The organism is Paenibacillus sp. CAU 1782 (assembly GCF_054551715.1).
On record NZ_JBTOLL010000001.1, the window covers coordinates 1866540 to 1887349 of the forward strand.

At 49.6% G+C, this 20810-nt stretch carries 17 protein-coding genes; 3 read left to right on the forward strand and 14 right to left on the reverse strand.

Annotation, left to right across the window (positions count from 1 at the left end; all coding sequences use genetic code 11):
• Positions 1-182: 182 nt before the first annotated feature.
• Entirely contained in the window at positions 183-434 is a 252-nt protein-coding gene (locus ACX93W_RS08780; protein WP_459391914.1) for a helix-turn-helix domain-containing protein, read from the reverse strand.
• A gap of 18 nt (positions 435-452) precedes the next feature.
• Positions 453-581: a hypothetical protein gene (locus ACX93W_RS08785; protein WP_459391915.1), complete on the reverse strand. Its 129-nt coding sequence runs from the start codon at positions 579-581 to the stop codon at positions 453-455.
• Positions 582-598: 17 nt separating this feature from the next.
• Here ACX93W_RS08785 and ACX93W_RS08790 point away from each other — a divergent pair, with 17 nt between their 5' ends.
• Positions 599-1174 carry a hypothetical protein gene (locus ACX93W_RS08790; RefSeq protein ID WP_459391916.1) on the forward strand — a complete coding sequence of 192 codons (576 nt, stop codon included), beginning with the start codon at positions 599-601 and terminating at the stop codon, positions 1172-1174.
• A 251-nt stretch (positions 1175-1425) separates the two neighbouring features.
• Here the strand turns inward: ACX93W_RS08790 and bioB are convergent, their stop codons facing one another.
• Positions 1426-2451: a biotin synthase BioB gene (gene bioB, locus ACX93W_RS08795; protein WP_459392039.1), complete on the reverse strand. Its 1026-nt coding sequence runs from the start codon at positions 2449-2451 to the stop codon at positions 1426-1428.
• Positions 2452-3273: 822 nt separating this feature from the next.
• Between bioB and ACX93W_RS08800 the strand changes: the two genes are divergently transcribed.
• The gene (locus tag ACX93W_RS08800) at positions 3274-3906 is read left to right on the forward strand and encodes a hypothetical protein (protein ID WP_459391917.1); all 633 of its coding nucleotides are present in this window, start codon (positions 3274-3276) and stop codon (positions 3904-3906) included.
• A 206-nt stretch (positions 3907-4112) separates the two neighbouring features.
• Here ACX93W_RS08800 and ACX93W_RS08805 read toward each other — a convergent pair whose 3' ends face one another.
• From ACX93W_RS08805 to ACX93W_RS08845, 9 genes are all read right to left on the reverse strand, one after another.
• Positions 4113-5087, reverse strand: a complete 975-nt coding sequence (locus ACX93W_RS08805) for an ABC transporter ATP-binding protein (RefSeq protein WP_459391918.1) — start codon at positions 5085-5087, stop codon at positions 4113-4115.
• A gap of 46 nt (positions 5088-5133) precedes the next feature.
• Complete coding sequence (locus tag ACX93W_RS08810; protein WP_459391919.1) at positions 5134-5916, reverse strand: ABC transporter permease; 783 nt, start codon at positions 5914-5916, stop codon at positions 5134-5136.
• Positions 5913-6722 carry an ABC transporter permease gene (locus tag ACX93W_RS08815; RefSeq protein WP_459391920.1) on the reverse strand — a complete coding sequence of 270 codons (810 nt, stop codon included), beginning with the start codon at positions 6720-6722 and terminating at the stop codon, positions 5913-5915. The genes ACX93W_RS08810 and ACX93W_RS08815 overlap by 4 nt, the downstream gene beginning before the upstream one ends.
• A complete protein-coding gene (locus ACX93W_RS08820; protein WP_459391921.1) occupies positions 6719-9076 on the reverse strand; it encodes a serine hydrolase domain-containing protein in 2358 nt (785 codons plus the stop codon). The genes ACX93W_RS08815 and ACX93W_RS08820 overlap by 4 nt, the downstream gene beginning before the upstream one ends.
• A 259-nt stretch (positions 9077-9335) precedes the next feature.
• The gene (locus ACX93W_RS08825) at positions 9336-11747 is read right to left on the reverse strand and encodes a beta-glucosidase family protein (protein WP_459391922.1); all 2412 of its coding nucleotides are present in this window, start codon (positions 11745-11747) and stop codon (positions 9336-9338) included.
• Positions 11748-11890: 143 nt separating this feature from the next.
• Entirely contained in the window at positions 11891-12907 is a 1017-nt protein-coding gene (locus ACX93W_RS08830) for a glycosyltransferase family 2 protein (protein WP_459391923.1), read from the reverse strand.
• A gap of 2 nt (positions 12908-12909) precedes the next feature.
• A complete protein-coding gene (locus ACX93W_RS08835; protein WP_459391924.1) occupies positions 12910-13527 on the reverse strand; it encodes a hypothetical protein in 618 nt (205 codons plus the stop codon).
• 69 nt (positions 13528-13596) lie between these two features.
• The gene (locus ACX93W_RS08840; RefSeq protein WP_459391925.1) at positions 13597-16020 is read right to left on the reverse strand and encodes a glycoside hydrolase family 3 C-terminal domain-containing protein; all 2424 of its coding nucleotides are present in this window, start codon (positions 16018-16020) and stop codon (positions 13597-13599) included.
• 250 nt (positions 16021-16270) lie between these two features.
• Entirely contained in the window at positions 16271-17152 is an 882-nt protein-coding gene (locus ACX93W_RS08845) for a LysR family transcriptional regulator (RefSeq protein ID WP_459391926.1), read from the reverse strand.
• Between the two features lie 251 nt (positions 17153-17403).
• Between ACX93W_RS08845 and glf the strand changes: the two genes are divergently transcribed.
• The gene (gene glf / locus ACX93W_RS08850) at positions 17404-18507 is read left to right on the forward strand and encodes a UDP-galactopyranose mutase (protein WP_459391927.1); all 1104 of its coding nucleotides are present in this window, start codon (positions 17404-17406) and stop codon (positions 18505-18507) included.
• Between the two features lie 56 nt (positions 18508-18563).
• On the opposite strand, the gene ACX93W_RS08855 is transcribed toward glf, so the two are convergent.
• On the reverse strand, positions 18564-20090 hold the full coding sequence (locus ACX93W_RS08855; RefSeq protein WP_459391928.1) for a hypothetical protein: 1527 nt from the start codon (positions 20088-20090) through the stop codon (positions 18564-18566).
• Positions 20087-20809, reverse strand: a complete 723-nt coding sequence (locus ACX93W_RS08860) for an ATP-binding cassette domain-containing protein (RefSeq protein WP_459391929.1) — start codon at positions 20807-20809, stop codon at positions 20087-20089. The genes ACX93W_RS08855 and ACX93W_RS08860 overlap by 4 nt, the downstream gene beginning before the upstream one ends.
• Position 20810 lies beyond the last annotated feature (1 nt).

A 20810-nucleotide genomic window follows, 5' to 3' on the forward strand; every position in this document is an offset into this window, starting at 1 on the left:
TTTTGAAAACGTTTTACTCTTTTTCTTGATTTAAGATTACCATTGACGTTTGAATTGTTGGATGAAGTTTTTTAAGCTTCGTGTGGGGCGAATTTAAGAAACTGCATCTAACAATCAAAATAACGAGTATTGTTCCCACTGAATGCCGGTGAAAACAATACTCGTTTTTATAGGCCTACGCTTTATTCGACGTGCATCCCCGCCATCTTCCTTTTTCTATATGCGGAAGGCGTTTCGCCAAAGATGTCCCGGAACTTTCTCGTAAAATGAATAGCACAGTCAAATCCTACGTCCGCGGCAATTTCCGCAACCTGCGCTGCGTGCCCGCAAGCAGTTGGGCGGCCCTCTCCAATCTGAATTTGTTCAATGTATTTAGAACAGTATCTCCAACCTGCTCCTTGAACAAATGGGAAAACCATATTTCCTTTCCGCATGCGGGTGAAGCACTATTGTCAAATGGTACAGGCGCTGTTTTCCCATTCCATCTTAATTTGCACGGCGTCTCTTTGGTCAGCGCCACGGCTCAACTGTTGACGGAAGTACAAACCAAAGACTAGCATGTCGTCTTTTTCTACGCCCATCTAGGCTTGGCTCCAGAATGTTGTGGAAAAATCGTCAGTCTCTGGTCTTGAAGCAACAAACGGTCAAGTTAGTGATGGAGATCAGGTTTATATTATTCAGCCTGAAGCCGGGAAAAATAACGGAATTGCCGCGATTGCTCGTTGACTGCCTGCAACGATCAACTGGTCTGCACTTCGCCGGGGGTTCAAACTATCAACGTTTCAATGTTCCCTGCTCCTTCGGGGGATCTGAAAGCAACAGCAGGACAGCTGGGAGCTGCATTAAGCGAGGGCATTTTCAGCACATATTCGATACAGCTTCCCGAGTACAAACCGGATATGACTATTCCAAAACCAAACAAAAAGCAGCTGTTTTGGAGGTTTCCTCCGCATGGCCGACACATGTTGATGATGTATGGCTGGAAATTGATTATGATGGCGATGTCGCTCAAGCTTTCCTTGGTGACAAGCTGCTTACGGATAATATCCATTTTGGACAAAGCTGGAGCATTGGATTGAAATCTTCCTATAATCAATTGAAGTGTTTGAAGGCGTGGAGATTGCAACGTTCCACCGGATCGAAGCTATTCCTCAATACGGGACTACTCTGGTAACCGGGAGTGTTTTAGAACATACCCGCACAAACTAATGTAATGAATCCCCTATACGGTAATGATTGATTTGGGGCGTTGGCTCAAAGAGATACATTGCAACGCCAACCCCCCAGCATGTCTATTTTGCAGTCGGTAATTTATTCGGCACGCTTCCATAATCCTCCTGCAATGTAAACAGGGTTGACACTACTTTTCGACATTTTTGGACTAGCAGTGTTTTTCAAAATGCTTGTACCATGTCTCAGGAACAATCAGACACAAATTTGTTCGATTTCGAACCCCAAATCCTCGATCATCTCGTGATCAGCGGTTATATCCTGGCCCGATGTCGTCAAATAATCGCCGACAAAAATAGAGTTTGCCGCATACAAGGACAGAGGCTGCAAATGCCGGAGATTCACCTCGCGTCCGCCCGCAACCCGAATTTCCTTGGATGGACAAACAAAACGGAACAATGCAAGCACCTTTAATGCCTTCATGGCCGATGTCCTCGCCATGCCTTCAAGCGGAGTGCCCGGAATTGCATGGAGAAAGTTAATCGGGATCGAATCCGCATCAAGCCTTTTCAAGGCAAATGCCATTTCGACAATGTCGCGATTATCTTCGCCCATACCGATAATAACGCCAGAGCAAGGCGACATGCCCCCGACTTTGGCCGCTTCCACGGTTTGGACGCGCTGGTCGTAGGTATGCGTGGTCGTGATGGAGCGGTAATTGGTTTTGCTGGTATTGAGGTTATGATTATAACGATGGACTCCCGCTTCAGCCAAACGCTCAGCTTGACCTTCCTTCAGAATACCCAGACACGCGCATATCTTTAACGGCATGGTTGCTGTAATTTCCTTGACTGCATCAACCACTTGGCCCAACTCCCTCTCGCTTGGCCCTTTGCCGGAAGCAACGATGCAATAGGTGCCAGCTTTTCGCGCCATAGCCTCTCGCGCCCCTGCCAAAAGCGTTTCTTTGTCGAGCAGCGAATATTTGCTCACTGGCGCTGTCGATACAATGGATTGGGAGCAATATCCGCAGTCCTCCGGACATAGACCGCTTTTAGCGTTGATGATCATATTCAGCTTCACTTTTTTCCCATAATAGTGACTCCTCACTTGAAAGGCTGCTTGCAATAGCGGCAGCACTTCATTATCCTCAGCCTCCAATACCGCCAATCCTTCCTCCATCGTCAAAATCTCTCCCGTAAGGCTTTTTTGAGCCAGCTCATGCCAACGGATTGTTTTTTGCAGGTCTACGTTGTCTTGCGTAGTTTGTGCGCCTTTCATGCTTTCTTTGCTTTCTTTGCTTTCTTTGCTTTCTTTGCTTTCTTTGCTTTCAGTGCTTTCTGTGCTTTCTGTGCTTTCTGTGCGTTGCGTGCCTTGTGTGTCTTCGGCGACTTGTATGTACGTGGCGATTTCTCTATCCATCATATCCTCCGTCTCCTCCATGTTTTATTGCGCAGCTATCGCATCCCTAGTTGTATTACTTTGGCATCGAATAATTGTTAACCATTAAAAACTATTAATCGGTTAACAATAAACCAAAACTAGTGTAACAGATTCAGAAAACAGAGTAAATACAGGAAAATACCCGCCCGTAACCTCTCAATAAACATTGAACAACAACGTACAGCTAAAGCAGCAATCAACTCCTGTCTTTTATTTCGCTATCGGTCATCGGTGTCCATTAGCTGATCAAAATCGACAAAATAACCATAATAACGGCCATCGGTGTCCATTAGCGATAGTAAATCGCCCAAATAGGGAGGAAAACACATTTTAAGAGCCATGCATGTCCATTGGAGAATTAAATTCCTCGAAAAAGCTGGGCTAATGGTCATCGATGACCGTAACATTAAATCTGACTGCGCGTGATACCGGCTCAGTTGGCTGCTAATACCGGCTCCATCGCTTTTATACCAGAGTTGACTGCTGATACCGGCTCCATAGCTATAAAACCAGAGTTGGCTGGGTGATCCCGTCCCCAACTTCTGCTGACTTTAATGCAAGCGGCCCATTCCCTCTGAACAAGCTGCATTTTTCCCGGACAAACAGGTTATGCCTTTGCTTCATAAAATGGTAAAATGATAAAAGGGAAGGAGGTCCTATATGACAACAGTCAATAAGGAGACCGAAGAGGAATTGCAGGCCAAGAAGGACCGGGAGGAAGAAGCGAAAAAGCTGGTGACAGCGATTTATACGGTGACACAGCAGATGCTGCAAGCAGAGTTTGCCGCTTACAAGGTAGAGGGGCAAATGATGAACAATGCGACACTTGGCCCCATGATTGCATACCGGCTGAAAAGCAACGATACCGGAAAGGAATATGCTTGCGGTTTTTTCATAAATGAATTGCTAGAAAAGCACAGAGATCCCGAACTGGCCAAGCAGTGGCTGGCTTCCTTCTACATCGATCTGATTAACGAGCCCGCAGGCAAACCGCTGCCCGCGCCCCCCAAAACCAATGAAGAAAGCAAAAAGCTGTTTGACGAAGTTATCGTTCCGCATTGCGCCAAATCGGCACGTGATGAATTTCCGATGGAGCAGGTTTATGTGAATCTCAGCATGCATGAACAAGCCGGCCCTGTCCTTGAAGCCGGTTTCCCGGCGATCAAGGAAGGCAATAACGTTTGCGCTATGCCATTCCACCTGCTGCTGACCATGCATCTGCTTAACCGCGATCCGGCGGATCCGATTATTAACGGTCTTTACAAAATACGCAAAGAACACGGATTGGAATAGGCTAGACCCGGAGTTATCGAGCGCGCCCCGGAAATTGATGTTGGATTCTTTGAATGGACGGATGAACAAAAGGAGCAATTCAATCCACTTATCCAGTGGTGTTGAATGCTCCTTTGCTTTTAAACGTCTGCCATGCCAGCCATTATATCAAAAGCTATTTACTCAGTAGACTGCCGCATTATCTGCACTAGTCGGCATTATCTGCATTATGCTTGTGCCGCATACAGCTCTTTCATAACCGCTTCGATCGGCAGCGCATCGATTGCCATGTCCAATATGCCGAACTGCTCGTTGAACTGTGAAATAAACGGCCTTAGCGGCAGAATCGCAGTATCCACCTCCAACTCGACTTCAAACGGCCGAATGCGCTCCATAATCCGCAAACCAACGGGCAATTCATCAGGCACCGGCAGCTCGGTAATGACGCGCACCGATTTTTTGTCACCAAGCCTCTTGCGCAAACCGCTCAACGCATCGTCCACAATGATCCGGCCATGATTAATGACCATAACCCGTTCCGCCAGAAGCTCGACTTCCTCCAAATCATGCGTTGTCAGAATAAAAGTGACCTTCCTCCGATTCATGCTGCGAATAAAATTGCGAATGTTTTCTTTGGCGATCAAATCCAGCCCAATCGTTGGTTCATCCAGAAAAACAAGATCGGGGCGGTGCAGCATCGCCATAATAAACTCGCACCTCATCCGCTCTCCCAGCGACAGCTGGCGTGTCGGTTTTCTAATAATGTCCCCGACCTGGAGTAACTCCACCAGTTCATCCAGCGTTTCCTTGTATTCCTTGTCCGGCACCCCGTATATCGCCTTGTTCATGTAAAAGGCGTCAGAGGGCGGAATATCCCATAACAGCTGCGATTTTTGCCCGAAAACCGCTCCGATTCGCTTTACATATTCACGTCGCTGCTTCCACGGAACAAGCCCCATGCAGCGAATATCGCCGGATGTGGGATGAAGCACGCCGGAAAGCATTTTTAGCGTCGTAGATTTGCCCGCGCCATTAGGACCAAGAAAAGCAACCAGCTCGCCTTGCGAGATGTTAAACGAGATGCTGTCAACGGCCCGGACCTCCTTCATGGGTCGCCGCACCAGCGATTTGGCTACTTCCCTCAGCGTGTGGCCTCGTTCATAAATCGTAAATGTCCGCGTTAATTCTTTTACTTCAATCATAACAAAACACCGCGCCTTCCCGGATAGCGAGCTTTTAAGACACACCCTAGCCGCCCGCGCTTGAATAGTTTTTCAGCATGGCATTCCAATACAGCATGCTCACGCCAACGATCCCGGCAGCAGAAGCCAGCGCCCACAAGGACCCCCAGCCTTCTCTGCCCAGCAGCGCCGCAGCGGGGACAAATGCGATCAAACCTACGGGAAGCACGTACGTGAGCAAATTGCTCAAAGCTTTGGAATAAATACTCCCCGGATACATGCCAAAGGATGTAACTGCGTCAAAAATGTCAAAAACCCTGCTGCTGCCGACCCAACGGAACAACAGGCCGGATAGAAATAGCGACATCGCGAACAAAATAGCGATCGAGGCCAAAAAAAGCAGCATAAATCGAAGCCAATCTCCCCCGCCCGGAGCTGCAATGCCGCTAAGGGCATACCCGAACAATACGCTTCCGCTAACCAGGCGGCCAAAGTCGTCGGGGTCAAAGCCGTTCAGCATCGCCATCATCATCACCGGCCTTGGTTTTAACAAAAGCAAATCGAAAGTGCCTTCTCTCACCTGCGACAACGTTGTTCCTACCATGCCGAAAAAAAACGGGAACGCAATTCCTTTCGCCAATACAAAAACAGCCTGCACCAGCAAAGCCTCATAAAGGCTCCAGCCTGGAAAAGCCGCCCCCGACCGGTACACAAGCAGGGTAACAAGCGGCACGACAAGGTCTCCTGCAATCAACAGGAGCACGCTCAGGGCAAAATGACTCCGATAAGCCATCAGCTCCGCTAACTTGACCCGAAAAACGGCAGCCCAGCATAGAAATATTCCCTTCATACGCCAACCCCCGTAAATCGTCTCATCGCCAGATGGTACAGCCACAGCGCCAAACCTGCGGTAACGGCAACCGCAACAGCTTGCAATGCAACCGCTTCTGCCATCGTCAACGAAATGCCCGCAAGCTCATATTCGCCAATGTAAACCCGCGTCGGCAAATACGTGATGAACTGAAACGGCAGAAAAAACAATATCTTTTGCAGGACATCCGGAAAAAAGGACAAGGGAAGAAACACGCCCGCGCTAATATCCTTTAGCAGGAGAAACACCCGGCGAATGCCTTCCGCTCTCACTAACCAAAAAGCAGTCAGTCCCACGCAATAATTAATAAAAAAATTCATAAGGAAGCTGAGCAAAATAGAGATTGCCGCCCACCCCGGAGAGGCGGGCTTCAAATCCACCCCAAACAGAAAAACAAACAAAAGCATGACCGGCAGCACCTCCACCCCTAGCGCGAGGGAACGGTGGCCGATTTTCTGGGCCAGCGCAAACAGCCAATGCGGCAGCGGCCTAAGCGCAAAGGTCACAAATTTGCCGGAGCGGACAAGCATCTGCAAATTCCAGTCCGCAAAATCAAAAGCGATATAATGAATGAGCGTTACCACTCCGAAATACGTCAGCATTTGCTGAAAGGTTAATCCGTTAATGATTTCCTTCCCTTCAAACATAGCCTGCCAGATAAACACTTGCACCAGAAAAAGCACAGGCCCGACAAGGAGCGAAGCCAGCATATGCGTGCGAAAAGCAGCCCACTCCTTGTACGTAACAAAGCCGATGGCGCGAATCATCGCCAAATATCTTCTCAACGCCAACCCGCTCCCATAATGTTTAATGTGCCAATGACGGATTCGGGCGACCAATCGCTCGTTGAAGGAACGAAATAGGCCATAACGGAGTTTCGGGCAGGGTCAAGCACCAGCTTGCTTCGTCCAGCTCCCTCATGTCCATAAGAGCCCTCCGGCTGCCACTCTCCCGCTCCGATAAGGCTTGGGCCGATACCGTACTTTTTGCTGCCGCACTTTCCGCCCCAATCAAAGGCGAACACACCCGGCTCCAGACTATTCGCCGACATCTTCTCCACCGATTTGCGGGACAAAATCTTCACTCCGCCAAGCGAACCTCCGTTCAACAGCATCTGCCCAAAACGAAACAGGTCCGGCAGCGTAGAGTACAAGCCCCCTCCGCTAGGCGGCGGGAAATACTTTTTGTCATTGTCGCTGCGCTGCTCCGTCAATCGTTCTTTCTCGTAGTCGGCTACGAGGCAAACCTCATGCCGGAGCCCTTCCGGAACGTCGAAAAAAGTCCGGGTCATGCCGAGAGGTTCTACAATATGCTCCATCATGTATTGCTCGTACGTCTTGCCGCTTGCACGGGCAATGATTTCGCCCAATATGGCGTAACCCGCCGTGGAATAGCTCCACTCCGCTCCAGGTTCGGACACGGGCTTGCCTCCAAGCACGGCGCGAATCCATGCCGAACGGCGCTGCTTCTCCAGCTCCTCGGGATCGGTTACCGCCCACGGGCCTTCCGTTTCCGGCTGGTATGAGAACAATACTGCCCACCAGCTGGCCGGATAAGGTTCCAGGTAATATCCCCCGTCCGCCGGCAAGCCGGACGTATGGTTGAGCAGCTGCATGACGTTAATTTTTTCGTACATGGGATGTTTGAATTCCTCTATCCATTCCGTAACCGGCTGGCGAAGAAACAACTTTCCCTGCTCGACCAATTGAAAAATCGCTACCGCCGTAAACAGTTTTGTGATGGAAGCGATGCGGCGAATGGAATTCAACTCCAGTTTACCCGCCGGGTCATCGTGCCGCAGCGACCCGTTTGCTCCGGCCGCAAAAACTTCGCCGTCCCGGGACAGCAAATATGAAGCGCATTGCACCTGATTACCCTGAATCAGCCGTTCGAAGTGTGCCTCCAGCCTGACGATGCTTTCCGCCTCGTAGCCGGCATCCTCCGGGGTAACGCGATGCGGCGCATCGGGATCATGCAACGAAACTTCACTTTTTGCCTGCAGCCCCGACCATACGATGGCGCGTGGCATCAGCACGGATTCATTGCTGAATCCTTTGACCGAAGGCACAAAAAACGCAAATACCATTTCCTCGGCGGGATCTACAAACAGTCCGCAGTGTCCGAAGCCTTCATGAGAAAATGTGCCTTCGCTGCACAAATCGTAATGCTCCAGCGACCAACCCAGTCCAAAAGGATAGTCAGAATGCCGGCTTCCCCAGCCCTTGTGAGCAGTGCTCGTCAAATGGTTGCTTGTCATCACTTCAACCGCTCTTGCGGACAAAATCCGCTTGCCATCCAGATGGCCGCCGTTCAGCATCATCTGCCCAAACTTCCACAAGTCGTCCAAGGTGGAATAGAGGCCATTCCCGGATTTAGGCGGCGCTTCTTCCCTTGGTTTAATGGAAAATTGCAGCGCCTCTATCTCCCAATCCGAGGTAACGCAAACGTCGCTCCACAATTCCTCGGGCACGGCAAAAAAACTTCTGTCCATGCCCAGCGGCTCCAAAATTTCTTCCCGAATATAAGCTTCGTACGTTTTGCCCGATACCTTGCTAATAATGGCTCCAAGCAAAGCATACGCGCTTGTGGAGTAAATCCATTCCTTGCCCGGCATCACTTGAAGCGGCCCCGCCAGAATACTTTGAATCCAGCTAACGCCATATTTATCATTGCAATATTCTCTTATGACACGTTCAAACCAGGGATATGGATATGGCTCATTATGAAAGCCGGGGTCGCCCCTTAATCCCGAAGTATGGGTCAGCAATTGAAAAATCGTAATTTCGCGATGCTTGCTTGTATCCATCTCCGGCAAAATGGTTCCGGCCGATTGATGCAAATGCAGTAATCCACGGTCGATCAGCTGTCCGATCGCAACCGATGTAAACGCTTTAGTGATGGAGTACGTCTTGCGGATGGAATCCGGCTTAAGCCCCGGGCTGTCCGGGCTATGATTCAAGCTGCCTAATGAACGGCGGGCAATCACCTGTCCTTTTCTGGCAATGAGGTAGCTCGCGCCCTGCAACGTTCCGCTTGCGATCAATGCTTCATAATGAGTCTGCAAAGCCTCCAGAGCCTGACTGTCATAGCCCAACTCCCCGGCTAATCCGTCTGTTCTCCCTTCATGGGTGGAAATCATCGTTGTCGACCTCCCTCGGCATTCAATTTTAAGGTTTTTTGGGTTACTTTCTGATTTTATGAAAAATATCCCAATCCGTAAATGTATTTTTTCATTATAATCAATTTTGCCGAAGAAACTATACCGAAATCAGCGCCTGGCTGACTGACAACCAGAGGAGTCGCCGCAGGCCAGAGGGTTCTTCCGCTAAGTTTTGTTTAATTGTATAAAAAAAGCTGCCAGGCGCAAGATCGGCAGCTTGAATATTGATATAAGACAGCTAAGCGCGCTGCTTCAGCATTTTGTTTCTTTCCTTGAAGAAGTGGCGAAGGCCCTTGAAGAAACGGCCGTTAACGATCATCAGCAAGCCGTCCAGCATCGGCATATTGACGATGCCACCGGTCATTCTGGATACGCCCCGGAACGGCATATGGTAAACGGACATCATAAGCAGGTTGGCCGTGCTTCCCCTGCCGGTTTTCCGCAGGAACCAATGCGCGAATAAAAGGAGGTAATACGCCAGTCTCCCAAACCATCCCCGCGCATATTGGCACTGGGCGATCGTATCGTTGTAGCCTAGCGGCTGGCTGCGATCCCAGCTGGAAACCGGAAGACTCCGGCCCAGAAGCTGCTGAAACTCCATATCGTCCACATCGTTTACCTTGCCGGAATAATAGGTTGGCAGCTTTGCCCTATCATAGGGAACCGGAGCGCCAGTCCCCTTCACAAACAGCAGGTTTTCCAACCTGATATCCGCACTGGAGGCTCCGATCATGATCCGGTAATTTCCTTCTTCCACTTCCCACTTATTGGTGATGATATTAAAATAACGAAACGTTTTATCGTCAAAAGGAATGCTTACGACTTTGGACTCGCCCGCATTGATAAACACTTTGGTAAAGCCCTTCAGTTCCTTTTTAGGCCGAAAGACTTCACCCGAATCACAGCCCACATATAGCTGGGCGATTTCCATGCCCGCCACTCGGCCCGAATTGGTGATTGTAAAGGTTACCCGGTGCGGCTCAACCATGATATCGGAATAGTCAAAGGTTGTATAGCTCAGGCCAAAGCCAAACGGAAACAACACATCAACCCCGGCCGTATCATAATACCGATAGCCGATATAAAGCCCCTCGCGATATTCCGCGGTCACCTCTTTGCCCGGAAAATAGCGATGCGACGGCGAATCCTCATAGCGCAGCGGATACGTTTCCGCCAGCTTGCCGGATGGATTAACGTCTCCCGACAGCACTCGCAAAATAGCGCGCGCGCCTGCCTGACCGCCCAGGTAACCGTGCAGGAGGCCCTTTACCTTGTCAATCCAGGGCATCTCCACTGCCGAGCCGCAGGAGAGGATAACGACGATATTAGAGTTAACCTCAAACAACGCGTTTAGCAAATCCACCTGATTTTCCGGGATGGCCATGCTTTGCCTGTCCACGCCATCCACTTCCGTTACCTCATCCAGTCCCATATACAGCAGCACAACATCCGCTTGTCCCGCCAAAGCGCAAGCGTTCTGAATCATCTGGCTATTTTTTTTGCCATAACGTTCAAAGCCCTGTTCATAACCGATACTGATAATGCCGGATTCCTCAAAACAATTCAAGGTATGATCCAGAATGGTCGGGTTAACGATGGAGGAGCCCGCTCCCTGATAACGCGCGTCCTTGGCAAAATCGCCAATAACCGCAACCTTTTTCCCGAATTTCAGCGGCAAAATGTTTCCTTCGTTCTTCAGCATCACGATGGATTCCTCGGCTACCTTCTGCGAAACCCGGTGATGCCGCTCCACATTAAAATTGGCGACGCTGCCGCGATAAGCCTCGCCCGTTGTATAAATCAAATCAAGCAGCCTGTCGACGCATTCATCCAATACGGCCTCGTCCAGTTTGCCGCTCAGGATGGCCTCTACGATTTCCTTATCCGTTTCCCCGGCCGTTGTTGGCATTTCCAGTTCATTGCCGGCGAGAAGGCCGGACAACCGGTCATTGCTGCCGCCCCAATCCGTAATAACCGTACCGCCATAACCCCATTCGCCGCGTAAAATATCCTGCATTAAATGCATGTTTTCGTTGGCGTAGGTTCCATTCAATTTATTGTAGGAAGACATAAGCGCTTTGGTATGGCCTTCTTTTACGGCAATCTCAAAAGCGGTCAAGTAGATTTCCCTGAGCGTCCGTTCATCCAGGACGGTATCAATGGACATCCGTCTTTCTTCCTGATTGTTCACCGCAAAATGCTTGATGCAAGCAGACACGCCTTGCGACTGGATGCCTCTAACATAGCCGGCTGCCATCTTTCCGGCTAAATAGGGATCTTCGCTGAAATATTCAAAGTTCCGGCCGCATAGCGGATTACGCTTCATATTAATGCCGGGACCAAGCAGCACGTTAACATTCTGAAAAACGGCTTCTTCGCCCAAATATTCGCCGACCCGTTCTCCAAGATCCGTGTTCCAGCTGTTGGCCACGGTAGCTACCGTGGGATAACAGGTTGCGGGAACGCCGGCGTTTAAGCCCAGCTTGTCTGCAGCAACCGCCTGTCTGCGGATGCCATGAGGCCCGTCCGCCAGAAACATGCTGGGAATCCCCAAACGCTGGATGTCCTGCGTTTGCCAGAAGTCTTTGCCCGACATCAGAGAAGCTTTCTCCTCCAACGTCATCTGCTGTATCAACTGTTTATACTTCATTCTGATTCCTCATTCTGCATTTTAAGAAGTTGGTTTAATTTTTATGTGGTAGGAAGTGCTCCTCATTGTATTCATTAATATTACTATATATGTTGAACAAAAGAAAAGAAGCAGAAGCCGTATAAGGCCACCGCTTCTTCTCGTCAGTTAAAACCAACCAATCGCTGCGACAATTTATAGGCGCCAACGGAAATGCTCCGTCCGGCGCGTCCCGGCAAGCTGGTCAAGCCGCCCAAAAAGCCGAATTTCAAATGGCGGTACAGCTTTGCGTCTTTATTTCGAATATATCTCCACAATTCTTTTTTCTTGAGCAAATTTTCCGCGGACCCCGAACGGATCAGCAAAATGGTCGAAACCACCGTCACAATTTCAAGATGCCTGAATAAGTAATGCCTCAGTTGGTCATTGTCGATCAGGCTAAGATCCACCTGATCCAGCATCAGCTTGTTCACCTTGATTTGCTGGTCGATTCTTTTAATCATAATGCGCTCCTGAACGGATTGGTCCTCGCGCCCGATAAAGTATCTGTAAAAGTCCGCATTGACATAATACATCGTTTTGACAAACCGGAGCGGAATGTACACAAACAGGTTGTCAACGTAAAAGGTATGCTTGGGCAGCACGAGTCCGCAATCCCTGAGCAGCCCGGTCCGATAGGTAATGGAATGCATCAGCAAATATTGTCCCTTGCGGAAAAGCCGGATGTCATCCCAGGAAAACAACACATCCTCCGGCAGCACATTATTGTACTTCATGACCTTTTTGTAGCTTGCGCCTTCTTTTTCGTAGACAAAATTGCTGATCAGCATATCCGTGCATTTGCGCTGCTCCGTCAAGCCGCGCAAAGCGCCCAGCACCTTCATATAGGCTCTGATATCGACCCAATCGTCGCTGTCCACAACTTTGAAATAAGTCCCCGACGCGTTGCGAATTCCTGTATTAACAGCCTCGCCATGGCCGCCGTTCTCCTGATGGATAGCTTTAACGATCGTGGGGTATTTGTCTGCGTATTCGTCTGCAATGGCTGCGGTCCCGTCGGAGGAGCCGTCATTGACAATCAGCAGTTCAACATCCTCGCCGCCCGGCAGAAGGGATTCGATGCAATAGCGCATATAATCCTGCGAATTGTAGCAAGGGATCACAACGGTTAACAGTTTCATGTTCACCCAACCTGTTCCTGTTTTTCAGGTTCTTGTTTGAAAATAACCTTGAAGATAGGGAAAAATACCCAGAACGAAATGGCGCTGTTTATGATCATCGTAATAATGTCCGCCAAGGTTTCCCCTGTTGCCCCCATTTCCCATGTATTCATCAAAAGGTTATAAATAGGGGCTTTATAGAATCCTTGAGCTGCTGCGGCGCCGATCGTGATCAGGATATAAGCGATCACATACCAGAATGCCGCTTTCCAGATATTGCTGTTGGACTTGAAGGTAATGCTTCTCTGGGCAAAAAAGTTAATGATCTGGGCGATGGCAATGGTAAGCTGCACGGCCAGGAAATAAGCCAAGCCGCCTCCGCCGCCCGCTGCAAGCGCGCCAGCCGCGTAATCAAACACATAATAAGAGCTGCCGTCGAAGTTTTGGCCCATTTGAAGGATTTGAAAGCTGGTATCCACCAGCGATGTTTTGCCAAACCAGCTTTTGAATAAGGGCATCAGCACAAACTGAAGCACTGTAATGCCGTTGCTTAATATAAAGAATATCAGGAATTGGGCGACAACGGGATATTTTTTCTGAAAATTGGCCCATATCCCCTTTTTGCTGCTCTTACTGCTCATTTTCTCACTCTCCTGTTGACTTTGCCACTGTTATAAAATGGATCTTCTGCAACTTTGGGTAACGGAAAGTTACCCGTTGGCTTTGGCGCTTTTTTGCAACATGTTTCTTTCCTTGAGGAAGTGGCGCAAACCTTTGAAAAATTGGCCGTTGACGATCATAAGAAGTCCGTCTAGCATCGGCATATTGATGATGCCCCCGGTCATTCTGGCAACGCCTCTGAACGGCATATTGTAGACCGACATCGTAATCAGGTTGGCCGTGCTGCGTTTGCCGGTTTTCCGCAGGAACCAATGAGCGAAGGTTAGAAGCTTGTACGCAAAGCGGGCAAACCAGCCGCGTGCGTATTGACACTGCTCAATGGTGTCATTGTAGCCAAGCGGACGGCTCCGGTCCCATTTGGAAACCGGCGGTTTTCTGCCCAGCAGCTGTTGAAACTCGGCATCGCTAACCGCGCTTGCTTTTCCGGAATAATACGATGTCAGCTTCTCACGGCTGTATGGCAGTGGAGCGCCCGTGCCCGCTGCAAAATGCTCGCCCTCCAGCTTGATGTCCGCGCTGGAAGCTCCGATCATAATTTGATACGTTCCTTCTTCGACTTCCCATTTATTTGTAACAACATTGAAATAACGGAACGTTTTATCGTCAAACGGGATGCTGACGCGTTTGGATTCGCCAGGCTGCAGAGCTACCTTGATGAAGCCCTTAAGCTCCTTCTTCGGCCTGAACACCTGCCCCGCAGCGTTCCCTACATATAATTGGGCCACTTCCATGCCGTCTACGGTCCCGCTGTTGGTGAGCGTAAAGGATACTTTATCTCCCTGGACCTCGATATCGGAATAGTCGAAAGACGTATAGCTCAGACCAAAACCAAACGGGAACAGAACCTTCACATCCGCCGTATCGTAGTAGCGGTAACCGATATACAAGCCTTCGCGGTATTCCACGCTGACCTCTTTGCCCGGAAAATGGCGGAAGGACGGCGTATCCTCGTAACGCAGCGGATAGGTTTCCGCCAGCTTGCCGGATGGATTCACCTCACCGGTCAAAACCTTAACGATGGCAGGGGCGCCGGCTTGTCCGCTCAAATAGCCGTGGAGCAAACCTTTAACCTTGCCGATCCAAGGCATGTCGACGGCAGCGCCGCAGGAAAGGACAACAATGATATTGGGATTGCTTTCATATACGGCATGCAGCAGCTGGATCTGGTTTTCGGGTATGCTCATGCTGTGTCTATCCAGTCCTTCTGCTTCCGTCACCTCGTCCAGTCCCAAAAACAGCAACACGGCATCGCCTTTTTTGGCAAGCTCACAGGCTTGCGCTACTTTGGAGGCGTTATTTTTGCCGTAACGCTCGAAGCCCGGTTCATAACCGGCAACGGTCAGCCCGGATTGCTCAAGTGCGCCCAGGGCATGCTCCAGCTTCGTAGGATTTACGATGGAGGAACCCGCTCCCTGATAACGTGAGTCTGCGGCAAAGTCGCCGATTACGGCCATTTTTGTTCCTTTGCGAAGCGGAAGAAGATTGCCTTCATTTTTCAACAGCACGATGGATTCCTCTGCCGCTTTTTGGGCTTCACGATGATGAAGCTCTTTATTAAACTCTTTTTTATACGGCTTCTGATAAACGGCTTCGGTCGTAAAAATGAGATGCAGCAAACGGTCCACGCATTCGTCCAGCACAGCTTCGTCCAGCTTGCCGCCTTGAATAGCCGCTATAATTTCGCGGTTGGTTTCTCCGCCCGTTGTTGGCATTTCCAGTTCGTTTCCGGCTATCAGACCCGCAACCCGGTCGTTGCAGCCGCCCCAGTCCGTTACGACAACTCCGTCAAAGCCCCATTCGTCACGCAAAATTTCTCTTAGCAAATGGATGTTTTCATTGGTGTATGTGCCGTTCAGCATGTTATAGGAGGACATGACGGATTGGGTTTGGCCTTCTTTCACGGCCATTTCAAAAGCGGTTAAATAGATTTCTCTAAGCGTGCGTTCATCCACGATCGTATCAACAGACATCCGTTTTTCTTCCTGGTTGTTGACCGCAAAGTGTTTGACGCAAGCCGATATGCCTTTGCTCTGAATGCCCCTGATATAAGCGGCGGAGAGCTTTCCGGCCAAATAGGGATCTTCGCTAAAATATTCAAAGTTGCGGCCGCATAGCGGATTCCGCTTCATGTTAACGCCCGGTCCCAGCAGCACATTTACCTTCTGGGCAACAGCTTCTTCGCCCAGCATTTCGCCTATGCGCTCGCCCAGCTCGACGTTCCAGCTGTTCGCAATCGTTGCCGCTGTGGGAAAACAGGTAGCAGGGTCGCTGGGATTAAGGCCAAGATGGTCCGCGGCCGCCGTTTGCTTGCGAATGCCGTGAGGTCCGTCCGCCAGAAATATATTCGGAATACCCAATCGCTGTATATCCTGGGTTTGCCAAAAATCTTTGCCCGACATAAGAGATGCTTTTTCTTCCAAAGTCATTTTTTTAATGATGTCATTGTATTTCATCTTCATACCTCATTTTCAGCCTTTGAACATGCGCATTGATGACATTGCCAAAAGCACTTCTGATTGAATTGGGAAATCAAAAATGTATGCCGATAAGCCGCAAGAAACAACCATGAAATTGTATGTGCTTTCATGATCGTAAATTTAGACTAAACCATCGCTGTCAAAATAACCATCAACCAATAGTTAGGGGAGGTAACTTTTAGTTTACTCATGCAAAAAGCCGCTCTGACGCGCATCGACATGCGCATCAAACCGGCTTTAGTCCTTCCTTTACATAGCTTTGAAACAATGCGATGGCTCTGGATTGAGAGCCTCTTTTGCGAACGGCCAAATAAAAACTTTGAGCCATCTTTTCGTTGAAACGAATCATTGTGAGCTCATCGTCCCTGAACGCTTCCTCCACGATATCGATGGAAACGATGACGGAACCGTTTAATTTGCACAGGCGCTGGGCCGATATCATATTGCCGAATTCATGGATGACATTGGGAGTAAAGCCATGCTCCAGGCATTTGACCAAAAAGCTGTTTTCCTTGTCATTGCCGATGGAATGGAGCACCAGCGGCTCGTTTTCCAGATCGTTAACCGAAATTTCATTCCGGTCTGCAAGAGGATGACTCCTCCGCACAATCGCAACCAGCTCGCCCGTTGCAATCAGCTCGTAATCGCAGCTGTCCAGATCGTCCGGCTGCATCACTAACCCGACGTCGACATCGTCGTCGAACAGCTTGCCCATGGGATAATCATCCGGGAATTCCCGCAATTTTATCCCAATATCGGAATGAAGCTCGGAAAACCGGTATAGATAATCGACGGGAAGCAGAGCAGACGTTGAATAAGTGAGGACAACGTTCAAAATCCCCTTTTTGCCGCCGATAATGCTGATTTCCTTCTTGATATCCTCCATCAGGTACAGGATATGCTTGGCTCGCGCATACAAAAGCTCTCCGGCCTGGGTTGCCTCCATACCGCGCGGCCCCCGCGAGAACAGCTCCGATTCCAGCTCCAGCTCCAGATGCTTGATCGTTTTGCTTATGCCTTGCGGTGTAATATATAGCTCCTTGGCTGCCGCCGTTACGCTTTTTTTCTCGTATACCTTCAGGAAATATTCCAGGGCCTCTGTGTTCATATGGCTTCCTTTCGCTAGTCGGACCAACTGATGATAACAGTATAGCACAAATCCAAAAAGTGCAATCCCCTCCCATTCAACGACGGAATCATATTGCTAAAACGTTAATGATGTGGAAAAATGTAAGTTGAACCCGAGAAAACCTCTATCGAGCCCTCTCGAAGATGAACAACCGCGGTTAGCGGCAGGTTTTATCGCCAAAAAGAAATCAGCATCGGGCCAGACACGGCGACCGACTAAGGAGATTTGCCATGTATGACTATTTGATTGTAGGCGCAGGTTTGTTCGGTGCCGTTTTTGCTCATGAAGCAACCAAACGGGGCAAACGATGCCTGGTTATCGACCGCAGAAATCATATCGGCGGCAACGTGTATACCGAAAAACGGGAAGACATCAACATCCATTCCTACGGCGCGCACATTTTTCATACCAACGATAAAAGCATTTGGGACTATGTACATCAATTTGCGGAGTTCAACCGCTATACCAATTCGCCAATCGCCAACTACAAAGGGGAGCTCTACAACCTCCCGTTTAACATGAATACCTTTCATCAATTATGGGGCGTTATCACCCCGGAGGAAGCGCGGCTGAAAATTGAAGAACAGAGGCAAGCATCGGGGATTATCGATCCGCAAAACCTGGAGGAGCAGGCTATCTCGCTGGTTGGCACGGACATCTACGAAAAGCTGATCAAAGGATATACCGAAAAACAGTGGGGCCGTCCGGCAAGCACGCTGCCTCCCTTTATTATCAAACGGCTGCCGGTTCGTTTTACATATGACAACAACTATTTTAACGACCGCTATCAAGGGATTCCCATCGGTGGATATACCGGCATGATCGAGCGGATGCTGGAGGGCGTCGAGGTCAGGCTGAATGTGGACTATTTTGGCAACCGCAGTGACTTTGACGGGCTTGCCGCCAAAGTCGTATACACCGGCATGATCGACCAATATTTCGATTACCGTCACGGCGTGCTGGAATACAGAAGCTTGCGCTTCGAGACCAAAACGCTGGACCACACCTCCAACTATCAGGGCAATGCCGTAGTCAACTATACGGATGCGGAAACACCTTATACCCGCATAATCGAGCACAAGCATTTTGAATTCGGAACCCAGGAAAAAACGGTCATTACCGAAGAATATCCCACGGAGTGGCAGCCTGGCGACGAGCCGTATTATCCCATCAACGATGACAAAAACAGCGTCATCTACCGTCAATACAAGGCGCTTGCCGATCAGGAAACCAATGTAATTTTTGGCGGCAGGCTGGCAACTTATGTCTACTATGACATGCATCAAGTCATCGCGGCGTCCCTGCATGCCGTACGCAAGGAATTTGGCTCTTAAACCAAAAAATCGCCTTTCCTTCTACAGGAATAGGCGTTTTTTTGTGTTGCAGCGCATTATTTGGCGGCTTTTTTCCCTGCATCCCAGTAGCTTAATTGAGTCAAAGCATGTTGAACGTATTTGCCGCCAAGCCACAAGCAAACCGCCGAAATCGGGAGGGCGGCAAGCGTCAGCAGTCCCAGCAACCCCCATGCAGGCGCAACTCCGCCAAACGCAGCTTCCGGATAGAAGTAACGATCCAGAATGCCGCTGTGCGTGCTTGCAAACCAGTACAGGGGAAGTGCCAAAATATATAAAAAGCTGAAACGATGAAGAACAAATCTTAGCTGCAGCAGTGACAAAACAAGAATCAACCCAACGGCTCGAAGCAAAATGGAATAGGCAGTCCATGGAATCGCGTCGAATGCCTCCAGCTCCGCCCGGCCTGTCAGCACCGCTGCTCCCAGCCCTATATAGTAACTGAGCGTCAGGTAAAGCATCCACTTGATCGCCAATACCGCATGAGCGGCGACATTTGCCGTTAAAAAAAGGCTTCGCTTGATCGGAAAACCAAGCTTCCAAACCAATGTTTTCCGGTTGAACAAATCCCAGAATAACATCTGAAGAACCGTAATCATGACGGGAAGCATTAACAATCGGGAGCTATTATCAACCCCATCCAGAGGTTTGCCCGCAAAAAACGCAGTTAACGACCATGCGACAAGAAGCGCGGATGCTATAAGGACGAATGGCAGCTTTTTTTCAAAATAGCGGAAACGGGACAGCTCAAGCTGAAACACCGCGGAGAAGGCGCTTTTGCTTTTCAGTTCAACTGTTTTCTCCTTCTTGTCCGTACGTCTGCCTGCTCTGGTTCCGCCTCTATTTGTGGAGGCAGCCGAACCTGTAAGCATTGGAATTCCTTTGCTTGCAAGCAGGCGCGACAGTCCAAACGCTGCAGGAATACCCGCTAATAGAGCAACTCCTGCATACAGCAGCAGCCTGACTCCGGTAAACAAATGCGCAGCATCCCCATCCAAAATCGAAATAACGCCAATGCTTCCAATAGCAGCAATAAAGCCGCAAGCATAAGGAACAAGGGTGATGAACCGCACCCATCCGGTATACATAAAAGCAATCGACATGCCATAGCTTACAGACAGTGGAACAACCGCTACTCCAAGCACCAGACTGGAAAAAGACAGTAACAGTAGTTGGTTGCCTGGCAGTACATTCATCGCTCCGAACTGTGTCAGTAGAGCGTATACGGTTAGACAAACTAACAGCATGACGAGCGCTGCCATTATCCCCAAACGAACTAACGCCCTCATTTTTGCCGAAACCAGCAGCCGCCTTGAATGAGGAAGCGTCAGCCACCAATCTCTGAACGGCGAAACCGGAATCGATATCACTTGTACTGCCGATGCCAACAGCATCGTCACCAGGACGATAACGGGGCCAAGCAGAAACAGATATTCCGGAATAGTTTGTTCAAAAAAGAAATACCCCATCATGGCCAGACCTATGGCATAAAAAGCAATTAGCAAATGGAGCGGCTTGCCGATCGAGCGATATTCCATTGCAATCAACTGCTTCATCGTCGTCATGAGAACACTTCCCTGTAAAAAGCTTCTACCGATTTCCCTTGCTGGCGGAGCTGATCCACCATCCGGGCAGCTTTAATCTCTCCGCTGCCGATCAGGATTAGATGGTCAAATAACAGCTCCATTTCCCGTATGTCATGCGTTGCAATTAGAAACGTCCTTTTGCCGTCCGCAAGAGCGCCAACGACGGTTGAAGCGATTTGCTCACGGGATATCATGTCGACTCCGGTGAACGGCTCGTCAAGAATAACAAGCGGCGCGGTTCTGGACAAACAGGTAAGCAATTGAAGTCTGGCTTCCTCGCCTCGGGACATGGAGGAAATACGTGTATTGCTCGCAATCTTTAATTCCTCTGCCAGCAGCTCGCATTGCTCCTGATCCCAATCGGGATAAATCCCTTTTGCGAAGGAAAGCCACTGAGCGGCCGTTTGCCAGCCCGGCAGTCCTCCCCGGTCAGGCAGCAGGGATAGCTTGCCTAAAGCAGCCTCTCCCGCCGGCTCCCCAAAAATAGTGACTGTCCCGCTATCGGCAGACGCCAATCCGGCAATAATCCGCAGCAGCGATGATTTGCCAGCTCCGTTAGGCCCAAGCAATCCGGTAATCGATCCTTTTGGAACCTCAAAGCTGATGTTATTCAAAATGGTCTTTTTTCTAGCGGTAAGCGAAGCTCCCCTGCAGCTGACCGCAACCTCTCTGTCTTTCACTTCGTTGTTGCTCTCCATG

Coding starts and splice junctions, on each gene's coding strand:
- ACX93W_RS08780 (WP_459391914.1), bottom strand. CDS start 434: ATGCGGAAAGGAAATATGGTTTTCCCATTTGTTCAAGGAGCAGGTTGG.
- ACX93W_RS08785 (WP_459391915.1), bottom strand. CDS start 581: ATGGGCGTAGAAAAAGACGACATGCTAGTCTTTGGTTTGTACTTCCGT.
- ACX93W_RS08790 (WP_459391916.1), top strand. CDS start 599: ATGTTGTGGAAAAATCGTCAGTCTCTGGTCTTGAAGCAACAAACGGTC.
- bioB (WP_459392039.1), bottom strand. CDS start 2,451: ATGAAAGGCGCACAAACTACGCAAGACAACGTAGACCTGCAAAAAACA.
- ACX93W_RS08800 (WP_459391917.1), top strand. CDS start 3,274: ATGACAACAGTCAATAAGGAGACCGAAGAGGAATTGCAGGCCAAGAAG.
- ACX93W_RS08805 (WP_459391918.1), bottom strand. CDS start 5,087: ATGATTGAAGTAAAAGAATTAACGCGGACATTTACGATTTATGAACGA.
- ACX93W_RS08810 (WP_459391919.1), bottom strand. CDS start 5,916: ATGAAGGGAATATTTCTATGCTGGGCTGCCGTTTTTCGGGTCAAGTTA.
- ACX93W_RS08820 (WP_459391921.1), bottom strand. CDS start 9,076: ATGATTTCCACCCATGAAGGGAGAACAGACGGATTAGCCGGGGAGTTG.
- ACX93W_RS08825 (WP_459391922.1), bottom strand. CDS start 11,747: ATGAAGTATAAACAGTTGATACAGCAGATGACGTTGGAGGAGAAAGCT.
- ACX93W_RS08830 (WP_459391923.1), bottom strand. CDS start 12,907: ATGAAACTGTTAACCGTTGTGATCCCTTGCTACAATTCGCAGGATTAT.
- ACX93W_RS08835 (WP_459391924.1), bottom strand. CDS start 13,527: ATGAGCAGTAAGAGCAGCAAAAAGGGGATATGGGCCAATTTTCAGAAA.
- ACX93W_RS08840 (WP_459391925.1), bottom strand. CDS start 16,020: ATGAAATACAATGACATCATTAAAAAAATGACTTTGGAAGAAAAAGCA.
- ACX93W_RS08845 (WP_459391926.1), bottom strand. CDS start 17,152: ATGAACACAGAGGCCCTGGAATATTTCCTGAAGGTATACGAGAAAAAA.
- glf (WP_459391927.1), top strand. CDS start 17,404: ATGTATGACTATTTGATTGTAGGCGCAGGTTTGTTCGGTGCCGTTTTT.
- ACX93W_RS08855 (WP_459391928.1), bottom strand. CDS start 20,090: ATGACGACGATGAAGCAGTTGATTGCAATGGAATATCGCTCGATCGGC.
- ACX93W_RS08860 (WP_459391929.1), bottom strand. CDS start 20,809: ATGGAGAGCAACAACGAAGTGAAAGACAGAGAGGTTGCGGTCAGCTGC.